This is a genomic window from Winogradskyella sp. SYSU M77433 (assembly GCF_029911945.1).
In the GTDB taxonomy this organism is placed as follows: Bacteria; Bacteroidota; Bacteroidia; order Flavobacteriales; family Flavobacteriaceae; genus Winogradskyella.
Genome location: NZ_JARYTG010000002.1, coordinates 345,888 through 368,105 on the forward strand (window position 1 = coordinate 345,888; position 22,218 = coordinate 368,105).

Sequence of the window (22,218 nt, forward strand, 5' to 3'; positions counted from 1 at the left end):
TATGTCAGAAGAAGAAAAAAAGTCTCAACATAGAGAATTTACCCAAAGGGTAATAACAAGAATGAACACAAACTCTTTTCAAATTAAAGGAATGATGATAACGATTATTGCTGCATTCTTAGCAGTGTATGCAGCTAATCCCAAAAGTATTTTTATAATTCTTCCAGTTCCTTTAGTAATACTTTTTTGGTTTTTAGATTCTTATTATTTACAAATGGAAAGAAAATTCAGAGGTATTTATAAGGACATTTGTGATTTAAATAAAGAAAATGAGGAGAAGTTAACACTAAAAATTTTTGAAATGAACCCCAAACTGTATAAAGGAGGTGATTATTGCTTTTGGAAAGTTTTATTATGGTCTTCAATTACTGTTTTATATTTAATAACAACTATTAGTCTAATTATAATGTATTTAATTCTTGAGTATTGTTAATCTTATAGTCATATTATTAATCCTTATTAAAAATTTCGACATTTTTAACTAAACCAAAAAATTCAAAAGAACCTGCCTTTTAATATTAATTCCTAAAATAATTGTTTTAATCAGGTCTTTCCTAGACCGCAAATGAATATATTTATCTTAGATATTTAGGTTTTTTTTAGATGTAATAAAAAAAGACACCTTTTAGATGCCTTTTCTCTTAAATTAATGCAAAATGTTATTTATAAGACCATTTAAACCCTCCTGCGTGATTCCTTTCACCTCTACATACTTTAGCTATAGAACATTTGTTTACATTCGTTTGTTTACATGCCTCAGCAATTGATTCAAATGAATTAACAAATTCACCAAACTGTGTAAATTGATATACTTGCTTTTTCCTTTTATCCTTGTTAGGTTCAAAATATTCAGTGCAGTTATAACTCCAAAAATATCCTCTATGAAATTGATTTACGCTAAGACAAGTCTTACTCAAAGCTTTTCTAGTAGAATCAATTGCATTTGCTGCTTCATCTAAACTGGGATATTTGGATTTTAATTTTAAACTATCTGCTTCATATTGATACACGTCTTTATTTATACCACCACCTCTATTTTCATTGTAAACACCACCATTCTCCTTATAATTATAAATATATTGCACTTCTTTTTCTGCAAGTTCATTATTAGATGAAGCTGTATCAACAGTTTCCCAGTCAAATGAATTCAATCCATAAGTGGATATAGCTTTATGAAATGGACTTTCGGAATTGTTGAACGCTTTTTGTAAATGATCTTGCTTTCTCTCTTCTAAGCTCTTTGTGGTAGCACCAATATAGGTTTTACCATTAATTTTATTTGTTACTTTATATATTAATTTTGTCATTTTCTCTTTTTTAAAAGGCAGGTGGGTAACCTATTTTAATAAAATTTTTCCAATTATAACTTTATATAGTTTCATAAACAGCCTACCTGCCCGCCCTACATTAGTTATTATTTAGTTATTACCACATATTTCCATGAACCTTTGATTTTTTTTCGAGCGTAATCTGAAGATGTCATTATTTTACCTATTTCTTGAACATTTAGTTTACCATAAGACCTTCTGTTATTACTTATATATAATGATATATCTGTTGCACTCATATAACGTATATTCTTCTCATCATCACTAGGTTTCTCAAATAAATCCCCTATCCAATCTTCTAACTGATTAGATTGTTTGTACATCATATTATTGCGTTCTATTCGTGTTATATCATCACCTACAAAGTGATATTGAAAATCTGTATTATTCAATATATACATAACTTGACTATACACCTTATCCATATCAATATTACACTCATAATCAATATCTTGCGCTTCAAACACTAAGAATCGCCTGTTACCTGTTACATCTGAAAGAATTTCATAATGATTTGAACTACCTACAAAAGAAGCTCTTCTAATGTAATCTTCTGAAAAGTGTGCATAAGCTCTTCGTTCTGTTATAACAGATTTGGTTACCATCTCTTTAAAAGCATCCATTTGCTTATTATTCAATGATGCCAACTCGTCTAAATTAACAATGAGTTTTTCAGACATCAATAATGTAGTATCCTTATTTGATGGATTAATTAAACCGCTAAAGAAATAACCATTTAGTTTTTTTGGAACTAACTTTTTAAGCCAAGTTGTTTTACCAATACCCTGCTTTCCAGTAAATATAAAAATCGTTTGATTTGTGATATTTGGATATAGAGCACATGCAACCATAGCAACAATCCATTTTTTAAATGCCCAAAAATACTCTTGGTCATTAGATGTTTTCACAGTTTTGCACAACTCTGATAGATAATCAACGTTGTCCCATTCTGGTAGACTATTGAAATACTCTTCGAATGGATTTCTTTTAGGCACATAATCAGATTCTAAAAGACTTTTTAGATCTGACACGCTACATTTTATATCATTATTATTGAGCTCTCTTTTTATAGAATTTAACTTATAACTACTCAACAATTTATATTCATCTTGTTTCTTTTCTTTATAATATACTCTACTTAAAATTTCATTATAGTAGAAATCATATTTATCATTCAAATGCTTTTCTAGCATATTTTTTATTATTAAATTACTCCTTCTTTCATGATTACTAACCAGTTAAACTGAAGGTTATAAGTTTAAAAATGGCTAGCGATTTTAACCACTATTTTTAAAAACAATAGACCATAAACTAAACATTCTAATTTCTGAATGTTTAAATCAAATTATGTTGAATTGAATGTTAGTTCCTTTTAAAGAAAATTAAAGGCTTTACTGTGAATTAAAATCTATGCAAAGATACAAAACAAGGGTCCTAAAGTCAACGATATCAATCTGAAATGGGTCCCCTCAGGCAGTTTACTATAGCTATTTTGTCAATTATTCTTGTAAGAAACAGATACTTTAATATAGACACTATGCCTTAAATAATAACATAGTGTCTTTTTCTAGAAAATCATTTTCAGTGGTTTTTAGTTTAAAGAGTTAAAAACAGTCTCAAAAGCTTGGTTATCCAAAATACAGCATAAACCTCTTGAATATTTATTCTTGTTCTAGAATATCAAAATGATAATAGTAATAGGGCATACCTTTAATTATATATACAGTTTTCAAATCATTAGTAATTTTCACTTCTTCAACCCAGACCACCTCATTGCTCTTTAATGTGCCTATATTGTAATTTACAACCACCTTGAAAGGACAAAACAATATCTTTAGTAAGTTGTTCCAGGTCACAATGTAAAGTTCTTTTGGGTTGCAGTATTTCAAAAATTCAGCCAACTGCTTATCATTCATAGTATTTCTTTTTAGCTATATTATTAGTTATCTAGAAACCAGTTATAAGTTTGGTTTTTAAGTGAATTTACCAGCGAATAGACTAAGTCGTGTGCATTAACACTCCGAGATAAAAAACTATCAATATAACTACTCTTATTACTTCCAGTAAGCAAATTGTATAAATGCCATAATGAAACAGTACCATCTATATTTCTAGAAAAACTTTCATCTTCATAATATCCTTTAGTTACAGCTCCAATTTGCCCATCTGTTAAAAGCAAATTTGGAATACTATCTTTTTCTTTTCTAGTTAGATAATTATACATTCTACATTTCCCAAGAAACTTAGCAAACTCCTTTTCTGTTAAGAAATATTCTGTCATACCTTTTAAAATATCAAGTTGTCTTTCAATATTAAAATTCTCTAGAAGCTCAAGTACTTTCACTTTAAGCTCATCTATTGATGAAGCCCTAAGTTCTTCAACAAATCCGTCCGAACTAACACATAAATTTGTACAAGCTAAGTTTTTGAACCCTATAAAAACCTTAAACTTTTCGTAACCTTTTTTACTATATAAGTTCTCTTGGTTATAAGCCCTAACACCTCCTAAAGACAGATTTAACTCATTTCCGTTAACATTATCTTTTATTGATGGAATATCAATCTTAAACATCATACGCTCATAGTAAAGAGTCTTTTCTTCATCTAATAAATCTTTAACAGGCTTGCCTATAGCAGTAGGTACTCTTCCCTTTATAATATGACTTGCTCTTATATTAGGTTCTTGTATTTCAAGTTTAGGAAATGACGTATTAGCTGCTAAATTAGTGGCTTCAATAAACTGATGGTGTGCTATTGTGCATTCCATATCTTTTGAAAAAACAGGAATAATACAATCATTCTTCAGGTGGATTAATTCAACTGATCTAGTGTTTGATTCAATAAATGGATTTTTATCGGCTCTTGCAAGCATGCTACTTTGAGCAATCCTCCCCTGCATATTATTAATTTGTAAGTCCATTGGTTATATCTTTAGTTGGTTTAACAATTGATTCTTTAGAAGCTATTTGATTTTTTAAAGCTTCTAATTCTTCTTTTCTTTTAATTATTTTTGGATGAATCTGTTTTTGTAGGTTATTGTACTTTTTATAGAGATGTTTTAACCCATCTATACTCATACAACTTTGCACTTCTTTTACAACGTCATCATAGGAAACCCCTAGACTACACCACTCAACTAATTTTCTACCAGTAGAAGCATTAATTATAAACTCTGGTTTATCCATAAATAGACCTGTTCTGTCCTTACTTGCCTTGGCTAAATGTTTATCATTAATCAATTCAAGATTTAATGTGAGCTCATATTCAAAGCCTTCTCTCGTAATTTCTTTTGTTCCATGTTTAACAACCTTTGTACGTCCATTTTGAGTGGTATCTAGCGAATAATCTACTTTCCTTCTAGTAGTCGTAATAACATGACAGATTGAATTCAATATGGTATCAATAAAGGCTTGGTGTCGAGGACTAACTTTGCTCCAATCTTGGAATCTACCTCCTAATTGCTCATGTATTTGCAGACAACCTCCTTTACCTTGCCATTCATGAGTTATACTATCGATAATTATAACATCAATACCCTCTATTATTTGGCAAATATTAATTGCATCTATATAGCGTTCAGGGCTAAAAGGGTCATCCAATTTTAAAACATTAAATGACCCTAAATGTGAGTATAAACTTGCACTACCATTCTCAGTATCAATTATTGCAATTCTAGACCAATCATTTGTAATCCCATAGGCTAATAATAGAGCGGAATATGTTTTTCCATACCCTGAAGGTCCACTTAAACCAATTCTTAGTTTGACTTGACTTCTTGAAGCTTTTTCTAGTTTCATAATTTTATGTATTTGTATTTATAATTTTTTTAATTAGACATTATCACAAATAAAAAAGAGCCCCATTTCTGAGACTCTTAAATTCATTGCTAAATAAATGTTAGATAACCAATTCTTGTTCTACCATATTTTCTTTTACTGTCACATCATCTTCACTTAGATACTCATATCTATGAGACAATGTTATAAGTTCACCTGTATCTGGTATAGCATATTCATAAGGATCTACCATTACTTTTTCAATTTTCCCAGGCATAGTCGTGCCAATAAGTTCCTTACAGGTTTCCTCATCAAAAGTACAGGAAACCCTTGCCTTCCTGATTGTTAAATAAACCCTGTCTGTTTCCTTACTTTTTACTGCTTCAATTCCGCCCTGTACCACAAGACTGTGAAATTCTGTCCCATCTTCTCTTTGATAGGTTTTGTAATCCATGATTTTAACCATAGTATATAAATTTTAAGATTATGCAAACCCACCGCGGGTATGCGTCAAAACCAAAAAAGAGTGGGGGTTGATTGTTAGATTATATCACACGTTCGTATATTATGTGAAAGAAAAAATGAGGGGGGGGGGGTACTTTTAATAATTTTGTTTTTGGATTTTAAAAAAAGTGATTTGATTTTTGTTTCAAAAAAAATTTTAATCCCAGAACACTCTTTGATCATGGAATTTAAGGTTGTTCTTTTGGCATGATGGACATTTATATGTTCCATTGGTTAAGACTTTATCAAAACTTCTTGCTATAATTGAATCACCTACACTTCCAGTTAATGTTTTATTATTATAAGGAATAATATCTGGTGATTTACAATTTGGACAAAACAAATCTTTACTCTTTAAATTCCCCTCAACCATATTGTTACAGTATTTACAGTGACAGGGAAAGTATTCTGTTTTTTTGAAGTTCAATTTACCACTGCCTATTAGAATATTTTTTTCTAAGCCGCAGATACATTTAGCTTTAACTTGTGAACCCATTCCCAAATATTAAAAAGGTAAATCAATATCCCTGATGTCTTGTTTGTTCTTTATTTCAAACAGCCAGTTCCTAAAATCATTATAATTGTGGTTGTAAAAATCCAAAATTTCTTCTTCAGTGTTCAATATTTCTTTAACCCCAAAAAGTTTTTCCACTAAACCAGGATTACTAACACTATATACAATTAATGTATAGTGGCACTTTCCATGCTTTCTCACTACACATTCAGTAATAAATGGAGGTTCAAGAAAGTAATCTAATGATCCTTTATAGGTAATTCCAGAAGCTTTTATAATTTTTGGTTCATTGAAATCCAATATTTCTAAATAAATATTATAGATTTTACCTTTTATTTGGTTACCCACATACAATACTTTACACGGTATAATGTAAACTTCTTCTTCATAAAATTTGCTATATCTTTTTTTAGGTGGAATCACTCTAAAGTCCATATTTTCTTTCATTCTTATATTTATTTCTATTATCAAAAGAGAGATATTTTCAAATATACTTATAGGTTATTATATATCATAACCTTATGGGTTTATTTATTGGGCATCTTGTCATATATTATGACAGCTATAGAGGAAAAACATCTAAAGTATCTTGGTAAAAGGATTTCCCAAGTAAGAAGGGCAAAAAAAATGAGCCAATTAGATGTTTGCGCTTTAATTGATATGGAAAAATCTAATTTATCTGCAATAGAAAATGGAAGGCAAAATGTAACTGCTTTAACATTGTTAAAAATCAGCAATGCAATTGGTGTTGAAGTTAAAGAATTTTATAAATTCTAAGGTATTTTTATATTACTTATGTATTTATCCAAATACATACTTGATTCAAAACTTCTAATTTCCTCAATACGGTTATTATCACCATCATAAACTAATTCCACATAGAAATTATAAAGCGAATATAGATTTATTCTAATATCTGAAGTTATATAGTTCTCTAGGAAAGTTGCTTCATCTACAATTTTGAAAAGCTTTTTATTATAATCTAATTTATTAAAATCAGCTAGTTTCATTCAAAAAATAGTTTATATATAATATATCCTATTCCGAGGATTACGCAGTAGAACAAGCCCAACACGAATGTATCTGCATAGTTATCCAGATAACTGTTAAAACGTTTATCTCTCTTTTGAAAAAACTGTGATATGTAGTTTAAAAATCTCATTCAATTTTAAAATCACCACCCTTATCATTATCACATGTAATCTTCACCAAGCTTCATGTCTTTATAGTAAAGTAGACCTTCTTTAAAATCTTTAGGAACTACTGCTATTATAGATCTTTCTTTGGTTTTCTGACCTTAATCATGTTAGCACCTCTGTAGAAGACATCTTGCTTTTTGGGGATTGTCATTTCATATTCTTCCCCATCAGTTTTTATAGTGAAATCTTCTACATCAAGTCTATTGTCTTTTTTATTCTTGGGTGTGAAAAGAGCTTTGACCCCAACATATTTATGATTGTTCTTTGCTGTAACACTACTTCCTATTTTCCAGAAAGTTTTTCTATTAATGACCTCTTCAACTTCTATAGTGTATTTCCCTAGGTCAATAGGTTTTGTAGTTAAAAACAATATTGAAAATAGAATTAATGGGATAGCTAAGAATTTCATAAAACGTTTTAAAATTTAAAAAAGTAACTTCTAAAAAAATAGAACCACTTATCAAATATTTTTTTTAGAACTTACAAAAGTTATATCTTCCTAAAATTAAATAGAAATATACTACTCGTCCACTAAAATCCTCCACATTTCAAAAAACACCTTTTATGAAAAAAAAAATATTCTTTATTTTACTATTATCAACCACAATTATTAATGCACAAGAACCTTTTATAATTAATTGGGAAGCAACAACTGATAACTCTCAGTTTGAAATAAATGTATTTAATATTTATCCAGATTTTAACTTCACTATTGATTTTGGTGATGGTACAGTTTTAAATAACCAGACTCAATCAGTACAACACTCGTATTCTCAAACAGGTGTATACAGCATTAGCATTTCTGGTATTTTCCCTGTATTAGATTTAGGGTATTTTACAAGAACAAATGTGGTAAGTGTAGAACAATGGGGGGACATTGTTTGGAATTCTGCGGTTGGTATGTTTTCCGGTTGCACAAACTTAGTCATCAATGCTACTGATACTCCTGATTTAAGTCAAGTAACGGATGCTTCATCAATGTTCCTAGAATGTACTAACTTCAACCAATCCATTAATAATTGGGACGTATCTAACATAAATATTATGGCTCAAATGTTTAAAGGTTGTACTAGTTTCAATCAACCTTTAGATAATTGGGACGTATCCAATGTCACCCATATGGGAGGAATGTTTGCCAACACTTCCTATTTTAATCAGTCATTAAACGATTGGGATGTTTCAAATGTTACAAGTATTGAAGAAATGTTTCACAATGCAGTTTCCTTCAATGGATCTGTTGATAATTGGAATACTTCAAATTTGATTGAAGTGGTGGAAGCATTTAAGGGCGCAACTTCCTTTAACCAGCCAATAAACAGTTGGGATGTGTCTAATGTTACAGATATGAGAGAAATGTTTCATCATGCTTCTAATTTCAATCAACCTTTAGATAACTGGGATGTTTCTAATGTCGTTAACATGGCTACTATGTTTGGCAGTGCTTCCAGTTTTGATCAATCCTTAAATAATTGGGATGTTTCTAACGTAACTTCATTATGGTCTATGTTCTTTTCAGCTTCAAGCTTTAATCAACCTTTGGATAATTGGGATACATCAAATGTAGAAACTATGTATGAAATGTTTGAGAATGCAACAAGTTTTGACCAAGATTTATCCGATTGGGATTTTTCAAATGTCAGTATTGGTTATGGTTTTGGGGATTTTTTATCTAATTCTAATTTAAGCATTTATAATTACGATAAATTATTATTATCATTAGCATCATCAGCTGCAAATAACGTTAGTATTGGGGTAGGTGGTCTTGAGTATTGCAATTTCAATGCCCATAATTACTTGAATTTCAATAAAGGCTGGACTTTCGGAGGAGATATTGGTTCATCCAATTGTAACAACGTTGTAGGTTCAGTTTACTACGATCAAAATAATGACGGATGCAATGATTCGGACATTTATGCTACAAATTTAATGGTCAAGGCGGAAGATACAAATATGTTCTATGTTTCAGGTATTGTAACAAACGGTAACTATGAAATACCTGTTCATACAGGAAATCAAACTGTATTTATATCAAATTTACCTAGTTATTTTACTTCAACACCTCAAAGTGAAACTGTTGATTTTTTAACAACATCAACAGAACAGGTAGATTTTTGTTTAACAGCAAGTCAAATAGTTGAAGATTTAAATGTTACCATCTTACCAATTGATGCTGCAAGACCTGGTTTTGAATCCAATTATAAATTAGTGATAAAAAATGTAGGTACAGAAATTATTAATGGTGTTTTAACTACTTTTACTTTTGATGACTCTAAACAATCATTTATATCAGCTATTCCAGCCGAGACAAATACATCATCTAATAGTTTGGACTTCAGTATAGGGACAATAGATCCATTTCAAAGCATTGAAGTTTATATTACTATGCAAAATTTCGCACCACCGACTTTAAATGCTGATGACTTATTAAATTTTTCTGCATTAGTTATTCCAAATTCTAACGATTTCACACCCAATGACAATATTTTTGATTTAGAACAAATTGTTGTTAATGCCTATGATCCCAACGACAAACGAGTTTTACAGGGTGAAACTATAACTTTTGATGAAAAAGATGATTATCTAGATTATATCATCAGATTTCAAAATACAGGAAATGCAAATGCTACTTTTGTAAGAATTGAAGATGAATTGGATCCAGAATTAAATTGGGGTACTTTAAAAATAGTTAGTGCTAGTCACAACTATCAAGTAAAAATAACAAATGGCAACGAGGTAGAGTTTCTTTTTAATGACATAAATCTACCATATGAAGCAGCAGATGAGATAAACAGTAATGGATATATTGCTTACAAAATCAAACCAAAAGCTTCTATCCAAGTTGGAGAGATAATGAGCGGAGATGCAAGTATTTATTTTGATTACAATTTACCTATTATAACAAATTTGGTGTCTACAGAGGTCGTGGAAAGTTTAAGCACAGAAGAATATTCATTAGAAAATACAGTAAAACTATATCCTAACCCAACTTATGATTTTTTTAAAATAGACCAATCCCCAAACATAATAATTGAATCAGTCAGATTATATAATTTTTCGGGAAAGTTACTTAGGGAGTTTACAAAATCTGAAGAGTATTCAATTAGTAATCTGAGCTCAGGTTTATATTTTGTAAAAATAAAAACGGATAAGTCTGAGAAAATCAAAAAGCTTATAAAGATATAATTTTTCGTTACTACTTTTGGTTAAGAATCATATAATTGAAAACGATAAAAAAGGGAAGCATATTACTTCCCTTTCAATTTATCCATTTCCAAACTAATCCTTTTCTCTACAATTTCACCATAGCTATCCTGAGTAGTCTGAATCTTAGAATGACCCAACAGTTTACTCACTACCTCAATCGGTACATTATTATATAGCAATACAGTACTAGCAAATGTTTTCCTAGCAATATGATGCGTAAGGTTAAACTCAATACCAACTATATCCGCAATCTCCTTTAAATATGCATTGAAATTAGGATTGGATATACTTGGAAAAACATATGCGGAATTATCAGTATTATATTTCTTACTGATTTCTTGAGCTTTGGGTAATAATGGAACTTTATAGCTTCTATTTGTTTTGAACCTATTCACGGTTAGCCACAGCTCACCATCAAAATCAATTGCTATATCTTTCTTCTTTAGGTTTTTCATTTCTGTAAATCCTAAACCAGTATAACAGCAGAAAATAAACATCTCCTTGATTTGCTGTATTCTTTTGATTTTGAATTCAGTTTTTTCCAGTTTTTTCAATTGCTCTGGTGAAAGAAAAAGCACTTTCTTTTTTACTCTTTTTGCTCTATATAAAATAAAAGGATCCTTATCTAAATAGTCTTCAGAAACAGCAAACTTTATAACCTTTCTAAACCTTTGTATAGCCTTGTTTAAGGTGCTCTGTTGAAACTTTTTCTCAGTTTTAAGGTAATACTCATAATGCTCTAAAAAACTGCTTTTAAGTGTCTTTAATTTAATATCATTGGACTTGTACTTATACTTTATAAACGACTTTAAATGTCTACCTGATTCAATATATTTTGAATAGGTGACCTCTTTGATATCTATATCTACAAGCTTCTTAATTCTATCACTATGTAAATTATAAACCTCTATAACACCAAATTCCTTTTTAGGTGTTTCACCCTTGTATTGTTTGTATATATCATCTACATCAAATTCAGAACCCTTAACCTGTAAAAACAAAAAAGCCTGACTAAGTTTTGTTTTAATCAGGCTCAATTGTGTGTTTATAAGTTCTGCATCAGGTTCTGGTGGTTCAACGCATTGTTGTTTACTGTTCCAGTTCTTAGGATTAAGAAATTGACCAGTTGAAAATTGTTTTCTTTTCTTTAAATATGTCATTCTACATAAGATGGTTGTATTTATTATACTTTTAGATTTTTTTCTTTTAAGATAAAATAGAATATTTAGTTTTGATTTATTCATGATAAAATTTTTGAGATTATTTGATTATAGAAAAATTGTATACATAAACCTTTTGGTATATGTCATTTTTTGGATAGTAATTTGGTTTGATCAAAGTGATTTTACTTTTATAGTTTTATTGCTATCTACTATTTTATCCTTGATCTATTTTTTCATTGGAATTGTATACAAACACAGTAAGAAAAAGATATTACTTGCTATTACACCTTTTTTATTGAGCCTATTTGCTATTATTATATTTTGGTCTGGTATATGGGTTTATGTAATGCTATTTATGGGGTATTTACCATTTGAACCCAATTAGAAAAGCTTTAAAATAAGGGTGTACCTAGAGAAAAAAAGAGTTACCTAAAACGGTACCTTTTAGAAGATTATTAAAAGTCTAAAACAAAAAAGCATCCCTATTTTCTATAAAGAAAAAAGGAAAGCCTTTCATTGGTAAATCCCTAAATACTTAGGTTTCTACTACGTCTCATCCTCTTTTAAGGATGAGCACAACACAACATCTTTTAATCGCAAAAAAAAGCCTCAATTTCTTGAAGCTTTAGCAATTTTTGCGGTCTGGACGGGACTCGAACCCGCGACCTTCGCCGTGACAGGGCGACATTCTAACCAACTGAACTACCAGACCGTTGCGTAATTGCGAGGGCAAATATACACTGCATTTTTAATTCCACAAACAAAAATCAAAAAAAATAGCTAAATATCTAAACAAATTTTTGTCGCTCTAGCATGTAAGTCGTCAATATACTATTAAAACCAGCCTTGATATCTGCCTCAACATACTTAATTTTGTATTGCCCACATTTTAACTTCAAGTTTTTAAAATACTCATTTACAGATTTTTCATAGTTATCTTTTATATTATCTGGATATAAATTAATGAAATCACCTGTTTCAATATCTATAAAACGCTTAGGCCTATTGTCAAAATTAAAGGTTAGCTCTTTTTCTTTATCAAAAACATGAAATAATACCACTTCATGTTTATTATGCTTTAAATGTCTTAACGCTTCAAATAATTTTTCATCATCTTCTGCAGTTTGAAACATATCGGTAAAAACAAAAATTAATGAACGTCTATGAATTTTTTCAGCAATCTGATGCAAATATTTATAAGTTTCTGTGGTCTTAGTTTCTGGTTTAGAAACTACTGCTTCATTTAATTTACTCAACAACATTTGATGATGTCTCTCACTTCCTTTTTCTGGTGCATAAAAATCATAATTATCACTATAAATACTTAAACCTACAGCATCACGTTGCTTTTTTAGAATATGCATTAGAGAGGCTGAAGCTAATGCTGAAAACGCTACTTTGTTAAGATTATCTATTGTTGTACCCGCAGATTTAGGATAGTGCATTGAGGTACTATTGTCTACAATGAGATGACATCTTAGATTTGTTTCTTCATCATAACGTTTGGTATACAAACGATCTGTTTTTGCAAACAACTTCCAATCTATATGTTTGGTACTTTCACCTTGATTATAAATTTTATGCTCAGCAAATTCTGCCGAAAAACCGTGAAAAGGACTTTTATGCATCCCAGCAATAAAACCTTCAACAACTTGTTTTGCTAAAAGCTCTAGGTTTTTAAATCCACCTGTTTTATTAAGTTCTAATTGTAAGTCCATAAGCCTATCCTGACCTTCCAAAAAGGAAGAAACTACTACTGGTTTGTATAAATTTTAGTTTTTGAAACGACTATTGGCTGGTGCGTTAGCGATTGCAACGGCATCCTTTATTGTTTTTAAAAAAACAATAAAGATATAGTGGAAAGCGCGACAGGCTGAAAGCGTGTAACGCAAAAAAAACTAATAGAATCTAAACTAAAAAAGGTTTGCCGTATAGACAAACCTTTTATTATTTCTTTTAGAAGATTTTTTTTACAATAATGCATCAATTGCATCTGCGTAAGCGTTTTTTGGTGCTACACCTACTTGACGACCTACTACTTCTCCATTTTGAAAAACCAATACTGTTGGGATGTTTCTAACTCCATATTTTGCAGCAAATTCTTGATTTGCATCTACATCTACCTTACCAACTACTGCTTTACCTTCGTACTCTGTACTGATCTCGTCAATGATTGGTCCTACCATACGGCAAGGTCCACACCATGCAGCCCAAAAATCTACCATTACAGGCTTATCACTCTTTAATACAGTTTCTTCAAAATTTGCATCTGTTATTTCTAATGCCATAATATTTATCTTAAATTAGTTTTACTTCTTTTTAATACACAAAATTAGTCAAAAAATTTACCAAACCTTACACTGGTTATATTTGATTTGACTATAACTTTATTGTTTTGATTTATATTAGTTTAGCTTATAGCGCACATCATAACTAGTTAAACCATGTAATAGCTCCTGAGAAATTTTTACTTTTTGAACTCTACTAGGCATAGTTACTTTTATTTTTTCCTTAGTGTCGTAAACTATAAAGTTTAAGTTATTTGTGCCTGGATGAATCCTTAATAATTCCTGAAGCTCTATAACTTTCTGCTCATCAAAATCATTGATATCTAATTGTATAGAAAGTTTCTTTGCATAGGTTTCCATAACGTCGTGCAACAATTGGAAGTTATTAAACTGAATTCTTGGTTCCCCTTTTTTACCTGTATCTCTATTCACCCAACCTTCTCTTACAAATGCTCTAACATAAACAAAGGAATTGACCACAAAAAAGTGTCTAAATTTTAAATAGTCTTCACCAAAAATTCTGAATTCAAAACTATCTGAATAATCTTCTATGGTAAATAAAGCCCAACCTTTTCCTTGTTTGCTTACACGATGCTGTACATCGGTTACTACACCTCCAAAAGTAATTTCTCTGTTTACAACAGCATTTAAATCTTTAAAAGCTGAAATAGTGCCATTACAAAAGGTTTTCATCTCTATTTTGAAATCATCAAGCGGATGACCAGAAATATAAATTCCAACCACTTCTTTTTCACGTGATAATTTCTCCATTGTTCCCCAATCTTCACAAGGTGGCACTTGAGGCTCGGCAATTTGCACATCGCTAGCTTCACCAAACAAACTCACCTGAGCTGAATTTTCATTTTCTTGATGCTTAGCTCCATATTTCACTGCTTTTTCTAAAAAGGTAATACCATCACCATCATCTGCAAAATATTGTGCGCGATGGGTGCCTTCAAAACAATCAAAACCTCCAGCATTTGCTAAACCTTCAAATGCTTTTTTATTGGCCGCTCTTAAATCTATTCGCTTAGCTAAATCGAAAATAGATTTGTAATTACCACCTTCTCTTCTACCTTCTACAATGGTTTTCACTGCACCATGGCCAACACCTTTTATTGCTCCCATTCCAAAACGAACAGCATTGTCTTGGTTTACAGAAAACTTGTAATAACTTTCGTTGACACTAGGTCCTAAAACAGGAAGTCGCATACGCTTACACTCTTCCATAAAAAAGGTTACGGACTTAATATCGTTCATGTTATTAGAAAGCACAGCAGCCATATATTCTGCAGGATAATGTGCTTTTAAATAAGCCGTTTGATAAGCAATCCATGCATAACAAGTGGAATGCGATTTATTGAAGGCGTAACTCGCAAAAGCTTCCCAATCTTTCCAGATTTTTTCAAGTTTTGCCTTATCCATACCTTTTGCAGCAGCTTGCTCAATGAATTTAGGCTTCATTTTATCTAGAACCGCTTTCTGTTTTTTACCCATAGCTTTTCTCAAGACATCGGCTTCACCTTTAGTGAAATCTGCCAATTTCTGAGATAATAACATTACTTGCTCTTGGTAAACCGTAATGCCATAAGTTTCTGCTAAATATTCTTCAGTTTCAGGTAAATCGTAAACTATTTCTTCATCTCCATGTTTACGACTAATGAAACTTGGAATATATTCCATAGGACCTGGACGATATAATGCGTTCATGGCAATTAAATCATCAAAAACCGTTGGCTTAAGATGTTTCATATGCTTTTGCATTCCAGGAGATTCATATTGAAAAATCCCTACTGTTTCTCCACGTTGGAAAAGTGCATAGGTTTCTTCATCATCTAATGGGAAGTTTTCAGGGTCGAGTTCAATACCATGCTTTGCTTTTACAATTTTTACCGTATCCTTGATTAACGTTAATGTTTTTAATCCAAGGAAATCCATTTTTAGAAGACCAGCACTTTCTACAACCGAGTTATCAAACTGAGTAACATATAAATCTGAATCCTTAGCCACGGAAACTGGCACATAGTTAGTAATATCACCTGGTGTAATGATTACTCCACAAGCATGAATTCCCGTATTACGAACCGAACCTTCTAAAACCCTAGCCTGATTAACCGTTTCAGCCTGTAGATCTTGCCCATCTGATATATTGAGAAGTTGATTAACTTTCTCTAATTCTTCCGCTCTAAACTTACTACCTAATTCTTTTTCACTAAGCCCGAAAATTTTTCCAAGCTTAGACATGTTTGGAATTAACTTGGCAATATGATCGGCTTCATTTAAAGGTAAATCCAATACCCTAGCTGTATCTCTAATTGAAGATTTGGCCGCCATGGTACCATAAGTAATAATCTGTGCTACTTGATTGGCACCATATTTATCGATTACGTATTGCATAACTCTACCACGACCTTCATCATCAAAATCGATATCGATATCAGGCATACTCACACGATCTGGATTTAAGAAACGCTCAAAAAGTAAATCGTACTTTATTGGGTCTATATTGGTAATCCATAAACAGTATGCTACTACCGAACCTGCTGCCGAGCCACGACCAGGACCAACAGACACATCCATTTTTCGTGCTTCACGGATAAAGTCTTCTACAATTAAGAAGTAACCCGGATAACCTGTGTTTTCAATGACACTAAGCTCAAAGTCTAATCGCTCTTTTATTTCTGGTGTAATTTCACCATAGCGCTTTTCTGCACCTTTATAGGTAAGGTGTTTTAAAAATGCATTTTCACCTCGTTTACCACCATCTTTTTCATCATCTGGATGTTTGAATTCATCTGGAATATCAAATTTTGGAAGTAATACATCCCTAGCTAATTCAAAAGGCTCAATTTTATCTACAACATCTTGAATATTGACTATTGCTTCAGGAATGTCTCTGAAGAGCGCTTTCATTTCTTCAGTAGACTTGAAGTAATATTCCTTATTTGGCAAACCATAACGGTAGCCTCTACCTCTACCTATTGGTGTGGCTTGTTTTTCACCATCTTTTACACAAAGTAAAATATCGTGTGCGTTGGCATTTTCTTGCTCAACATAATAGGTGTTGTTTGTAGCAATTAATTTTACATCGTGTTTATGCGCAAACTGAATTAAAACTTCATTTACCCTGTTTTCATCTTCTTGGTTATGGCGCATCAATTCGATATACAAATCGTCACCAAACGTATCTTTCCACCAGATTAAGGCTTCTTCAGCTTGATTTTCACCAACGTTTAAGACCTTACTCGGAACTTCACCATAAAGGTTACCAGTTAAACAAATAAGGTCTTCTTTATATTGTTCTATTAATTTTTTATCTATTCTAGGAACATAATAAAACCCATCAGTAAAAGCAGCAGAAGACAGTTTAGCTAAATTATGATAGCCTTTTTTATTCTTTGCCAAAAGCACAATCTGATAACCATTGTCTTTTCGGGTTTTGTCTAAATGATCTTCACAAACAAAGAATTCACATCCAACAATTGGTTTTATAATTTTCCCTTTTTTCTCTTCTCCCTTTTCTTCAGCTTCATCATGCTGAGCTTTTACAGTTCTATTATGAGCTGAAACTGCACTTACAAAATGAAAGGCTCCCATCATATTACCATGATCCGTAAGAGCAACTGCAGGCATATCTTCTTTGGCGGCAGCAGCAACTAAATCCTTAATACTGATAGTAGATTGAAGAATAGAAAACTGCGAATGGTTATGTAAATGCACAAAATCCGCATCTGCAAGTTTAGCCGCTGCTTCTTTATTTGTTTTGGTCGGAACCGAAGAGGTTTGTTCTTTTTGAAGTCTTTCGTTAATCTTTGCACTTTCTCGCTTTAGATTAACATGCTTTAGACCTATAAGTTGAATTTCAGTTGGATTTTCTTTTGAAAATTCCTGAAAGTAGTCTGGCTGAACATCAAGTTGTTCCTTGGTATATTCTTGTCGTCTTACTAATTCTAAAAAACAACGTGTTGTGGCCTCCACATCGGCTGTTGCATTATGGGCTTCTGCAAAAGGCCCATTGAATAAAAACTCGTGTAATTCCGTTAATGTCGGTAATTTGAATTTTCCACCTCTACCACCAGGTATTTTACACAATTCTGCCGTATGCTCAGTACACGTATCTAAAACTGGTAATTCTTGAAGTTGATTTGCAATGTCTTCTCTTACAAATTCAGCTCCCATAATATTTAAATCGAAACCTACATTTTGCCCAACCACAAACTTTGTTTTGGAAAGTGCAACATTGAACTTTTCTAAAACTTCTATAAGCGGCACACCCTGTTCTTGAGCTAGTTCGGTAGAAATCCCATGAATTTTTTCTGCATCATAAGGAATATTGAAGCCATCAGGCTGAATGAGATAATCTTGATGATCTATACAATTACCCATCTCATCATGCAACTGCCAAGCAATTTGAATAGCTCTTGGCCAGTTATCGGTATCCGTAATTGGTGCATCCCAACGTTTTGGTAAACCTGTAGTTTCTGTATCGAAGATTAAGTACATAAAAGCCCTTTTTAATTTCTTTTTCGAAGATTATCACCCTGAACTCTTTTCAGGGTCTATTTATGTGTTGAAATGCTAAATTAAGACTTCGACAAGCTCAGTCTGACAGTTCTCAACAACAAAATAAAATAGCATATAAAATTACACAGAATTTGTACTTTTCTGAAATGAAGTTATAAACACATATCAACAAAAAAAGCATTACTTAAAATTAAGTAACGCTTTTTAATATGTAAATATTTTTTAGTGATTTACGCTTGAAGATAATCTGGCACTCCATCGCCATCTGTATCAAGAGCATCATCAGGATTTCCATCTCCGTTTGGATCTGCATTTTCATCTATAGTAAGTATTCCATCACCATCATCATCATTATCTAAATAATTTGGAACACCATCTCCATCAGTATCGCCTTCTCCAATTTCATAGATGGTTAAAATCCCATCACCATCGTCATCGTTATCTAAATAATCTACATCACCATCACCATCTGTATCAATAGGATTTCCATTTTCATCAACAGCTTCATCTAATGTTGGCACACCATCTCCATCATCATCATCATCCAAGTAATTTGGGACACCATCTCCATCAATATCATCATTAGTTAAATCTCCATCTCCATTAAAATCCTCAAACACATCAGGAATACCATCACTATCGGAATCATTACAATCTAATGTATCTATTTCTGCTTGAATACTACCATCATCATCTCCACAAATTTCAATTTGAGCTTGTAGATAAAAATGATATTGAGCGCACTTTTCAATGTAATTTCCAATTGTAGCAGTTACATATTGTGATTCTGCCTCTGCTCTGTTAGACGTCGCCATTTCGCATGTTATCTGACAATCTCCTAAGCTATCTATTTCTTCTTGTATTGATCCATCCAAATCTCCACAATAATTTTGCTGTAATATCAAAGCTTCCCTGTAGGCATTACACGCTATAGCAAAAACTTCATCATCAATAAACTCTAAAGACTGACTATAAGTTGCTTGATACGCTACCAAGGCAGTTTCAGCGTCCAATTCTGTATCAGCACACACGATTGGGTTCGTAGGTATAGAACCAAAAGCTAATGGCACTTTATAAAAAATACCATTATTGAATCCTATTGAATTCATACCAGAAGCATCAAAACCTAAAAATCTAAATGTACCTGTAAAAGTTGCATTTGCATAATCTATCTCATCTATTGTTATTTCACCAAGTTCTGGATAAATGGAAACATCCTCGTCCGGATCATTAGAGGTAGAATATCTAGTTCCAAAAGCATCAATATATTCAGCATAAGTTGCTTCAACATCTCCAACAACAAAATCTGCCTCTATAACTGATGGCACTACTAAGTTTACAGTTTCATAATTATTAGTTCCAGTAATAGTTAAATAACCATCAGCTCCAATACTTGCAGAAAAGCTATTTGCTCTCCAAAGCTCATATTCGCGGTCTCCTTGAAAAGCTGGTGTATTAAATTGTACTTCGTCGCCACAACTAAATAGTGTTAAAAAAACTAGGGATAAGAGTAGTAATTTTTTCATCTTATAACAGGGAAAATTTATCAATGTTTCAAATATAACGAAACAAGAGTCCCAAAAGTATAATAATTTTTAATACTTACACTATCTTTATAAGTGTTTCGGTTAAAAAGGAATTCTTTTAGTTAAAGTGAAATAAAGCACTGTAAATTAAAAAAATGTATTATCTTTGCGCCCTCATTAATAACAGAGGTCGTGTACCTCACTAATTAATTATTATGCCTGTAAAAATCAGATTACAAAGACACGGTAAAAAAGGAAAACCTTATTACTGGATCGTAGCAGCGGATTCTCGCGCTAAAAGAGATGGTAAATACCTAGAAAAATTAGGTGCTTACAACCCAAACACTAACCCTGCAACTATAGATTTAGATATCGATGGTGCTGTAAAGTGGTTACAAAATGGTGCTCAACCAACTGACACTGCAAAAGCAATTTTATCTTATAAAGGTGCTATGCTAAAAAATCACTTAGCTGGTGGTGTTAGAAAAGGCGCTTTAACTGAAGAGCAAGCTGAAGAAAAATTCAACGCTTGGTTAGAGGAAAAAGCAGCTAAAATTCAAGCAAAAGCAGATGGTTTGTCTAAAGCAGACGCAGATGCTAAAGCAAAAGCATTAGAAGCTGAAAAAGCAGTAAATGAAGCTCGTATAGCTGCAGCTGCTCCAGTTGTTGAAGAAGAAGTAGCTGAAGAAGTTGCAACTGAGGAAACAACAGCATCTAACGAAGAAGAGTAAAAAATTTAATTTTATACTTTTAAACCCTGACATTTACAGTCAGGGTTTTTTTATATCAAATTTTATGAAGAAAGAAGAATGCTTTTATTTGGGTAGAATTGTAAAAAAGTACAGCTTTAAAGGAGAACTTTTGGCAAAACTAGACACTGATGAACCAGAACTATATGAGAATTTAGATGCTATATTCTTAGATTTAAGAGGAAACCTAGTGCCTTTTTTTATAGAACATTCTCAATTACACAAATCAGATTTGTTGCGTCTAAAATTTGAAGATGTAGATGATGAAGCTGATGCTGATGCGCTCATAAAAACCGAACTTTATCTTCCATTAGAGTTTTTACCAAAGCTTGAAGGCAATAAATTTTACTTTCACGAAGTCATAGGTTTTACCATAAAAGATAAAACCTTTGGCAAGGTTGGTATAATTAATGCTGTAAACGATTCTACTGCTCAAGCCCTTTTTGAGGTTGATAGAGATGGTACAGAAATTTTAATACCAATGAACGATGAATTTATTGTAAAAGTTGACCGAGCAAACAAAACCATTGAGGTTGATACTCCTGCTGGGTTGATTGATTTATACTTAGAAAACTAGCTATAGTTCTGAACTTGTTTTCGAATCTTTGTAAAACTATTCTTTCTAGATGCTGAAATAAATTCAGTATAACAACAAAAATGAGTAAGCCCTTTAAATTCAAACAGTTTACAGTAAAACAAGATCGTTGCGCCATGAAAATTGGCACAGATGGAGTTTTATTAGGTGCGTGGACTTCTGTAAAACATAATCCCTTTAGTGTTTTAGATATAGGTGCTGGTACAGGTATCTTGAGTCTTATGATAGCTCAAAAAAGTCATGCTGAACAAATTGAAGCCATTGAAATAGATGATGATGCCTATGAGCAATGTGCTGAGAATTTCGAAAACTCCCCTTGGAACGACCGTTTGTTTTGCTACCACGCTTCACTTTTAGAATTTGTTGAAGAGGTTGAAGACGCTTTCGATTTAATTATTTGTAATCCACCCTTCTATTCTGAAGATTATAAAACCGAAAAAAAATCAAGGGATTTAGCGCGTTTTAATGACGCTATGCCGTTTAAGCACATAATATATGCCGTTGCACATTTACTTGCTGAAGATGGGATTTTTTCAATCATTATTCCTAAAAAAGAAGAAAGCGAGTTTATTGAATTAGCTTCTACTATTGGACTTCACGCCCAACGTATGCTTCATGTTAAAGGAAATCCTGATGCTGACGTAAAACGCAGCTTAATTGAGTTTAGTTATATGGAAAATGAGGTTGAAATCTCAGAATTAATTATTGAAACTGACCGTCATAACTATACTGAAGATTACATTAATCTCACCAAAGATTTTTATTTGAAAATGTAAACTAGTCTTTGCACCCTGAAAACGTTTTCGTTACTTTTGTTGTCCATAAAAAACTGAAAACAACAATCAATA

General features: G+C 31.9%; 21 protein-coding genes and 1 tRNA gene. 6 read left to right on the plus strand and 16 right to left on the minus strand.

The window, feature by feature from the left end; genetic code table 11:
- Position 1: 1 nt before the first annotated feature.
- A complete protein-coding gene (locus tag QGM60_RS04855; RefSeq protein ID WP_281139096.1) occupies positions 2-433 on the plus strand; it encodes a hypothetical protein in 432 nt (143 codons plus the stop codon).
- A 226-nt stretch (positions 434-659) separates the two neighbouring features.
- Here the strand turns inward: QGM60_RS04855 and QGM60_RS04860 are convergent, their stop codons facing one another.
- The 8 genes from QGM60_RS04860 to QGM60_RS04895 form a co-directional block, all read right to left on the minus strand.
- Positions 660-1,307: an NUMOD1 domain-containing DNA-binding protein gene (locus tag QGM60_RS04860; protein ID WP_281139097.1), complete on the minus strand. Its 648-nt coding sequence runs from the start codon at positions 1,305-1,307 to the stop codon at positions 660-662.
- 107 nt (positions 1,308-1,414) lie between these two features.
- Positions 1,415-2,521 carry a VapE domain-containing protein gene (locus QGM60_RS04865; RefSeq protein WP_281139098.1) on the minus strand — a complete coding sequence of 369 codons (1,107 nt, stop codon included), beginning with the start codon at positions 2,519-2,521 and terminating at the stop codon, positions 1,415-1,417.
- Positions 2,522-2,989: 468 nt separating this feature from the next.
- On the minus strand, positions 2,990-3,244 hold the full coding sequence (locus QGM60_RS04870; protein WP_281139099.1) for a hypothetical protein: 255 nt from the start codon (positions 3,242-3,244) through the stop codon (positions 2,990-2,992).
- A gap of 23 nt (positions 3,245-3,267) precedes the next feature.
- The gene (locus QGM60_RS04875; protein WP_281139100.1) at positions 3,268-4,248 is read right to left on the minus strand and encodes a DUF3871 family protein; all 981 of its coding nucleotides are present in this window, start codon (positions 4,246-4,248) and stop codon (positions 3,268-3,270) included.
- Complete coding sequence (locus tag QGM60_RS04880) at positions 4,232-5,125, minus strand: AAA family ATPase (protein WP_281139101.1); 894 nt, start codon at positions 5,123-5,125, stop codon at positions 4,232-4,234. Before QGM60_RS04880 ends, QGM60_RS04875 begins: the two co-directional genes overlap by 17 nt.
- Positions 5,126-5,225: 100 nt before the next feature.
- Positions 5,226-5,570, minus strand: coding sequence for a hypothetical protein (locus QGM60_RS04885; protein ID WP_281139102.1), 345 nt, complete (start codon positions 5,568-5,570; stop codon positions 5,226-5,228).
- Between the two features lie 195 nt (positions 5,571-5,765).
- The gene (locus QGM60_RS04890; RefSeq protein WP_281139103.1) at positions 5,766-6,104 is read right to left on the minus strand and encodes a hypothetical protein; all 339 of its coding nucleotides are present in this window, start codon (positions 6,102-6,104) and stop codon (positions 5,766-5,768) included.
- Between the two features lie 9 nt (positions 6,105-6,113).
- Complete coding sequence (locus tag QGM60_RS04895) at positions 6,114-6,569, minus strand: hypothetical protein (RefSeq protein ID WP_281139104.1); 456 nt, start codon at positions 6,567-6,569, stop codon at positions 6,114-6,116.
- Between the two features lie 108 nt (positions 6,570-6,677).
- On the opposite strand from QGM60_RS04895, the gene QGM60_RS04900 reads away from it, so the two are divergent.
- Entirely contained in the window at positions 6,678-6,899 is a 222-nt protein-coding gene (locus QGM60_RS04900) for a helix-turn-helix transcriptional regulator (protein WP_281139105.1), read from the plus strand.
- Here QGM60_RS04900 and QGM60_RS04905 read toward each other — a convergent pair.
- The gene (locus QGM60_RS04905; protein WP_281139106.1) at positions 6,896-7,132 is read right to left on the minus strand and encodes a hypothetical protein; all 237 of its coding nucleotides are present in this window, start codon (positions 7,130-7,132) and stop codon (positions 6,896-6,898) included. The genes QGM60_RS04900 and QGM60_RS04905 overlap by 4 nt on opposite strands.
- Positions 7,133-7,391: 259 nt before the next feature.
- Complete coding sequence (locus QGM60_RS04910) at positions 7,392-7,730, minus strand: hypothetical protein (protein WP_281139107.1); 339 nt, start codon at positions 7,728-7,730, stop codon at positions 7,392-7,394.
- Between the two features lie 155 nt (positions 7,731-7,885).
- On the opposite strand from QGM60_RS04910, the gene QGM60_RS04915 reads away from it, so the two are divergent.
- Positions 7,886-10,504: a BspA family leucine-rich repeat surface protein gene (locus QGM60_RS04915; RefSeq protein WP_281139108.1), complete on the plus strand. Its 2,619-nt coding sequence runs from the start codon at positions 7,886-7,888 to the stop codon at positions 10,502-10,504.
- A gap of 62 nt (positions 10,505-10,566) precedes the next feature.
- Here QGM60_RS04915 and QGM60_RS04920 read toward each other — a convergent pair whose 3' ends face one another.
- The 6 genes from QGM60_RS04920 to QGM60_RS04945 all read right to left on the minus strand — a co-directional run bounded on the left by QGM60_RS04920 (position 10,567) and on the right by QGM60_RS04945 (position 20,026).
- Complete coding sequence (locus tag QGM60_RS04920) at positions 10,567-11,769, minus strand: site-specific integrase (protein WP_281139109.1); 1,203 nt, start codon at positions 11,767-11,769, stop codon at positions 10,567-10,569.
- Between the two features lie 557 nt (positions 11,770-12,326).
- A tRNA-Asp gene (locus tag QGM60_RS04925) sits at positions 12,327-12,400 on the minus strand.
- Positions 12,401-12,476: 76 nt separating this feature from the next.
- Positions 12,477-13,406 (minus strand): DUF58 domain-containing protein, encoded by a 930-nt coding sequence (locus QGM60_RS04930; protein ID WP_281139110.1) that lies wholly within the window; start codon positions 13,404-13,406, stop codon positions 12,477-12,479.
- A 252-nt stretch (positions 13,407-13,658) separates the two neighbouring features.
- The gene (gene trxA / locus QGM60_RS04935; protein ID WP_281139111.1) at positions 13,659-13,976 is read right to left on the minus strand and encodes a thioredoxin; all 318 of its coding nucleotides are present in this window, start codon (positions 13,974-13,976) and stop codon (positions 13,659-13,661) included.
- A 117-nt stretch (positions 13,977-14,093) separates the two neighbouring features.
- Positions 14,094-18,479 carry a DNA polymerase III subunit alpha gene (gene dnaE / locus QGM60_RS04940; protein WP_281139112.1) on the minus strand — a complete coding sequence of 1,462 codons (4,386 nt, stop codon included), beginning with the start codon at positions 18,477-18,479 and terminating at the stop codon, positions 14,094-14,096.
- Positions 18,480-18,730: 251 nt separating this feature from the next.
- Positions 18,731-20,026 (minus strand): DUF6252 family protein, encoded by a 1,296-nt coding sequence (locus QGM60_RS04945; protein ID WP_281139113.1) that lies wholly within the window; start codon positions 20,024-20,026, stop codon positions 18,731-18,733.
- A gap of 215 nt (positions 20,027-20,241) precedes the next feature.
- Here QGM60_RS04945 and QGM60_RS04950 point away from each other — a divergent pair, with 215 nt between their 5' ends.
- The 3 genes from QGM60_RS04950 (at position 20,242) to QGM60_RS04960 (ending at position 22,146) form a co-directional block, all read left to right on the plus strand.
- Positions 20,242-20,757, plus strand: coding sequence for a 30S ribosomal protein S16 (locus QGM60_RS04950; RefSeq protein ID WP_281139114.1), 516 nt, complete (start codon positions 20,242-20,244; stop codon positions 20,755-20,757).
- A gap of 64 nt (positions 20,758-20,821) precedes the next feature.
- Positions 20,822-21,352 (plus strand): ribosome maturation factor RimM, encoded by a 531-nt coding sequence (rimM, locus tag QGM60_RS04955; protein WP_281139115.1) that lies wholly within the window; start codon positions 20,822-20,824, stop codon positions 21,350-21,352.
- 80 nt (positions 21,353-21,432) lie between these two features.
- On the plus strand, positions 21,433-22,146 hold the full coding sequence (locus tag QGM60_RS04960; RefSeq protein ID WP_281139116.1) for a methyltransferase: 714 nt from the start codon (positions 21,433-21,435) through the stop codon (positions 22,144-22,146).
- Positions 22,147-22,218: the final 72 nt, after the last annotated feature.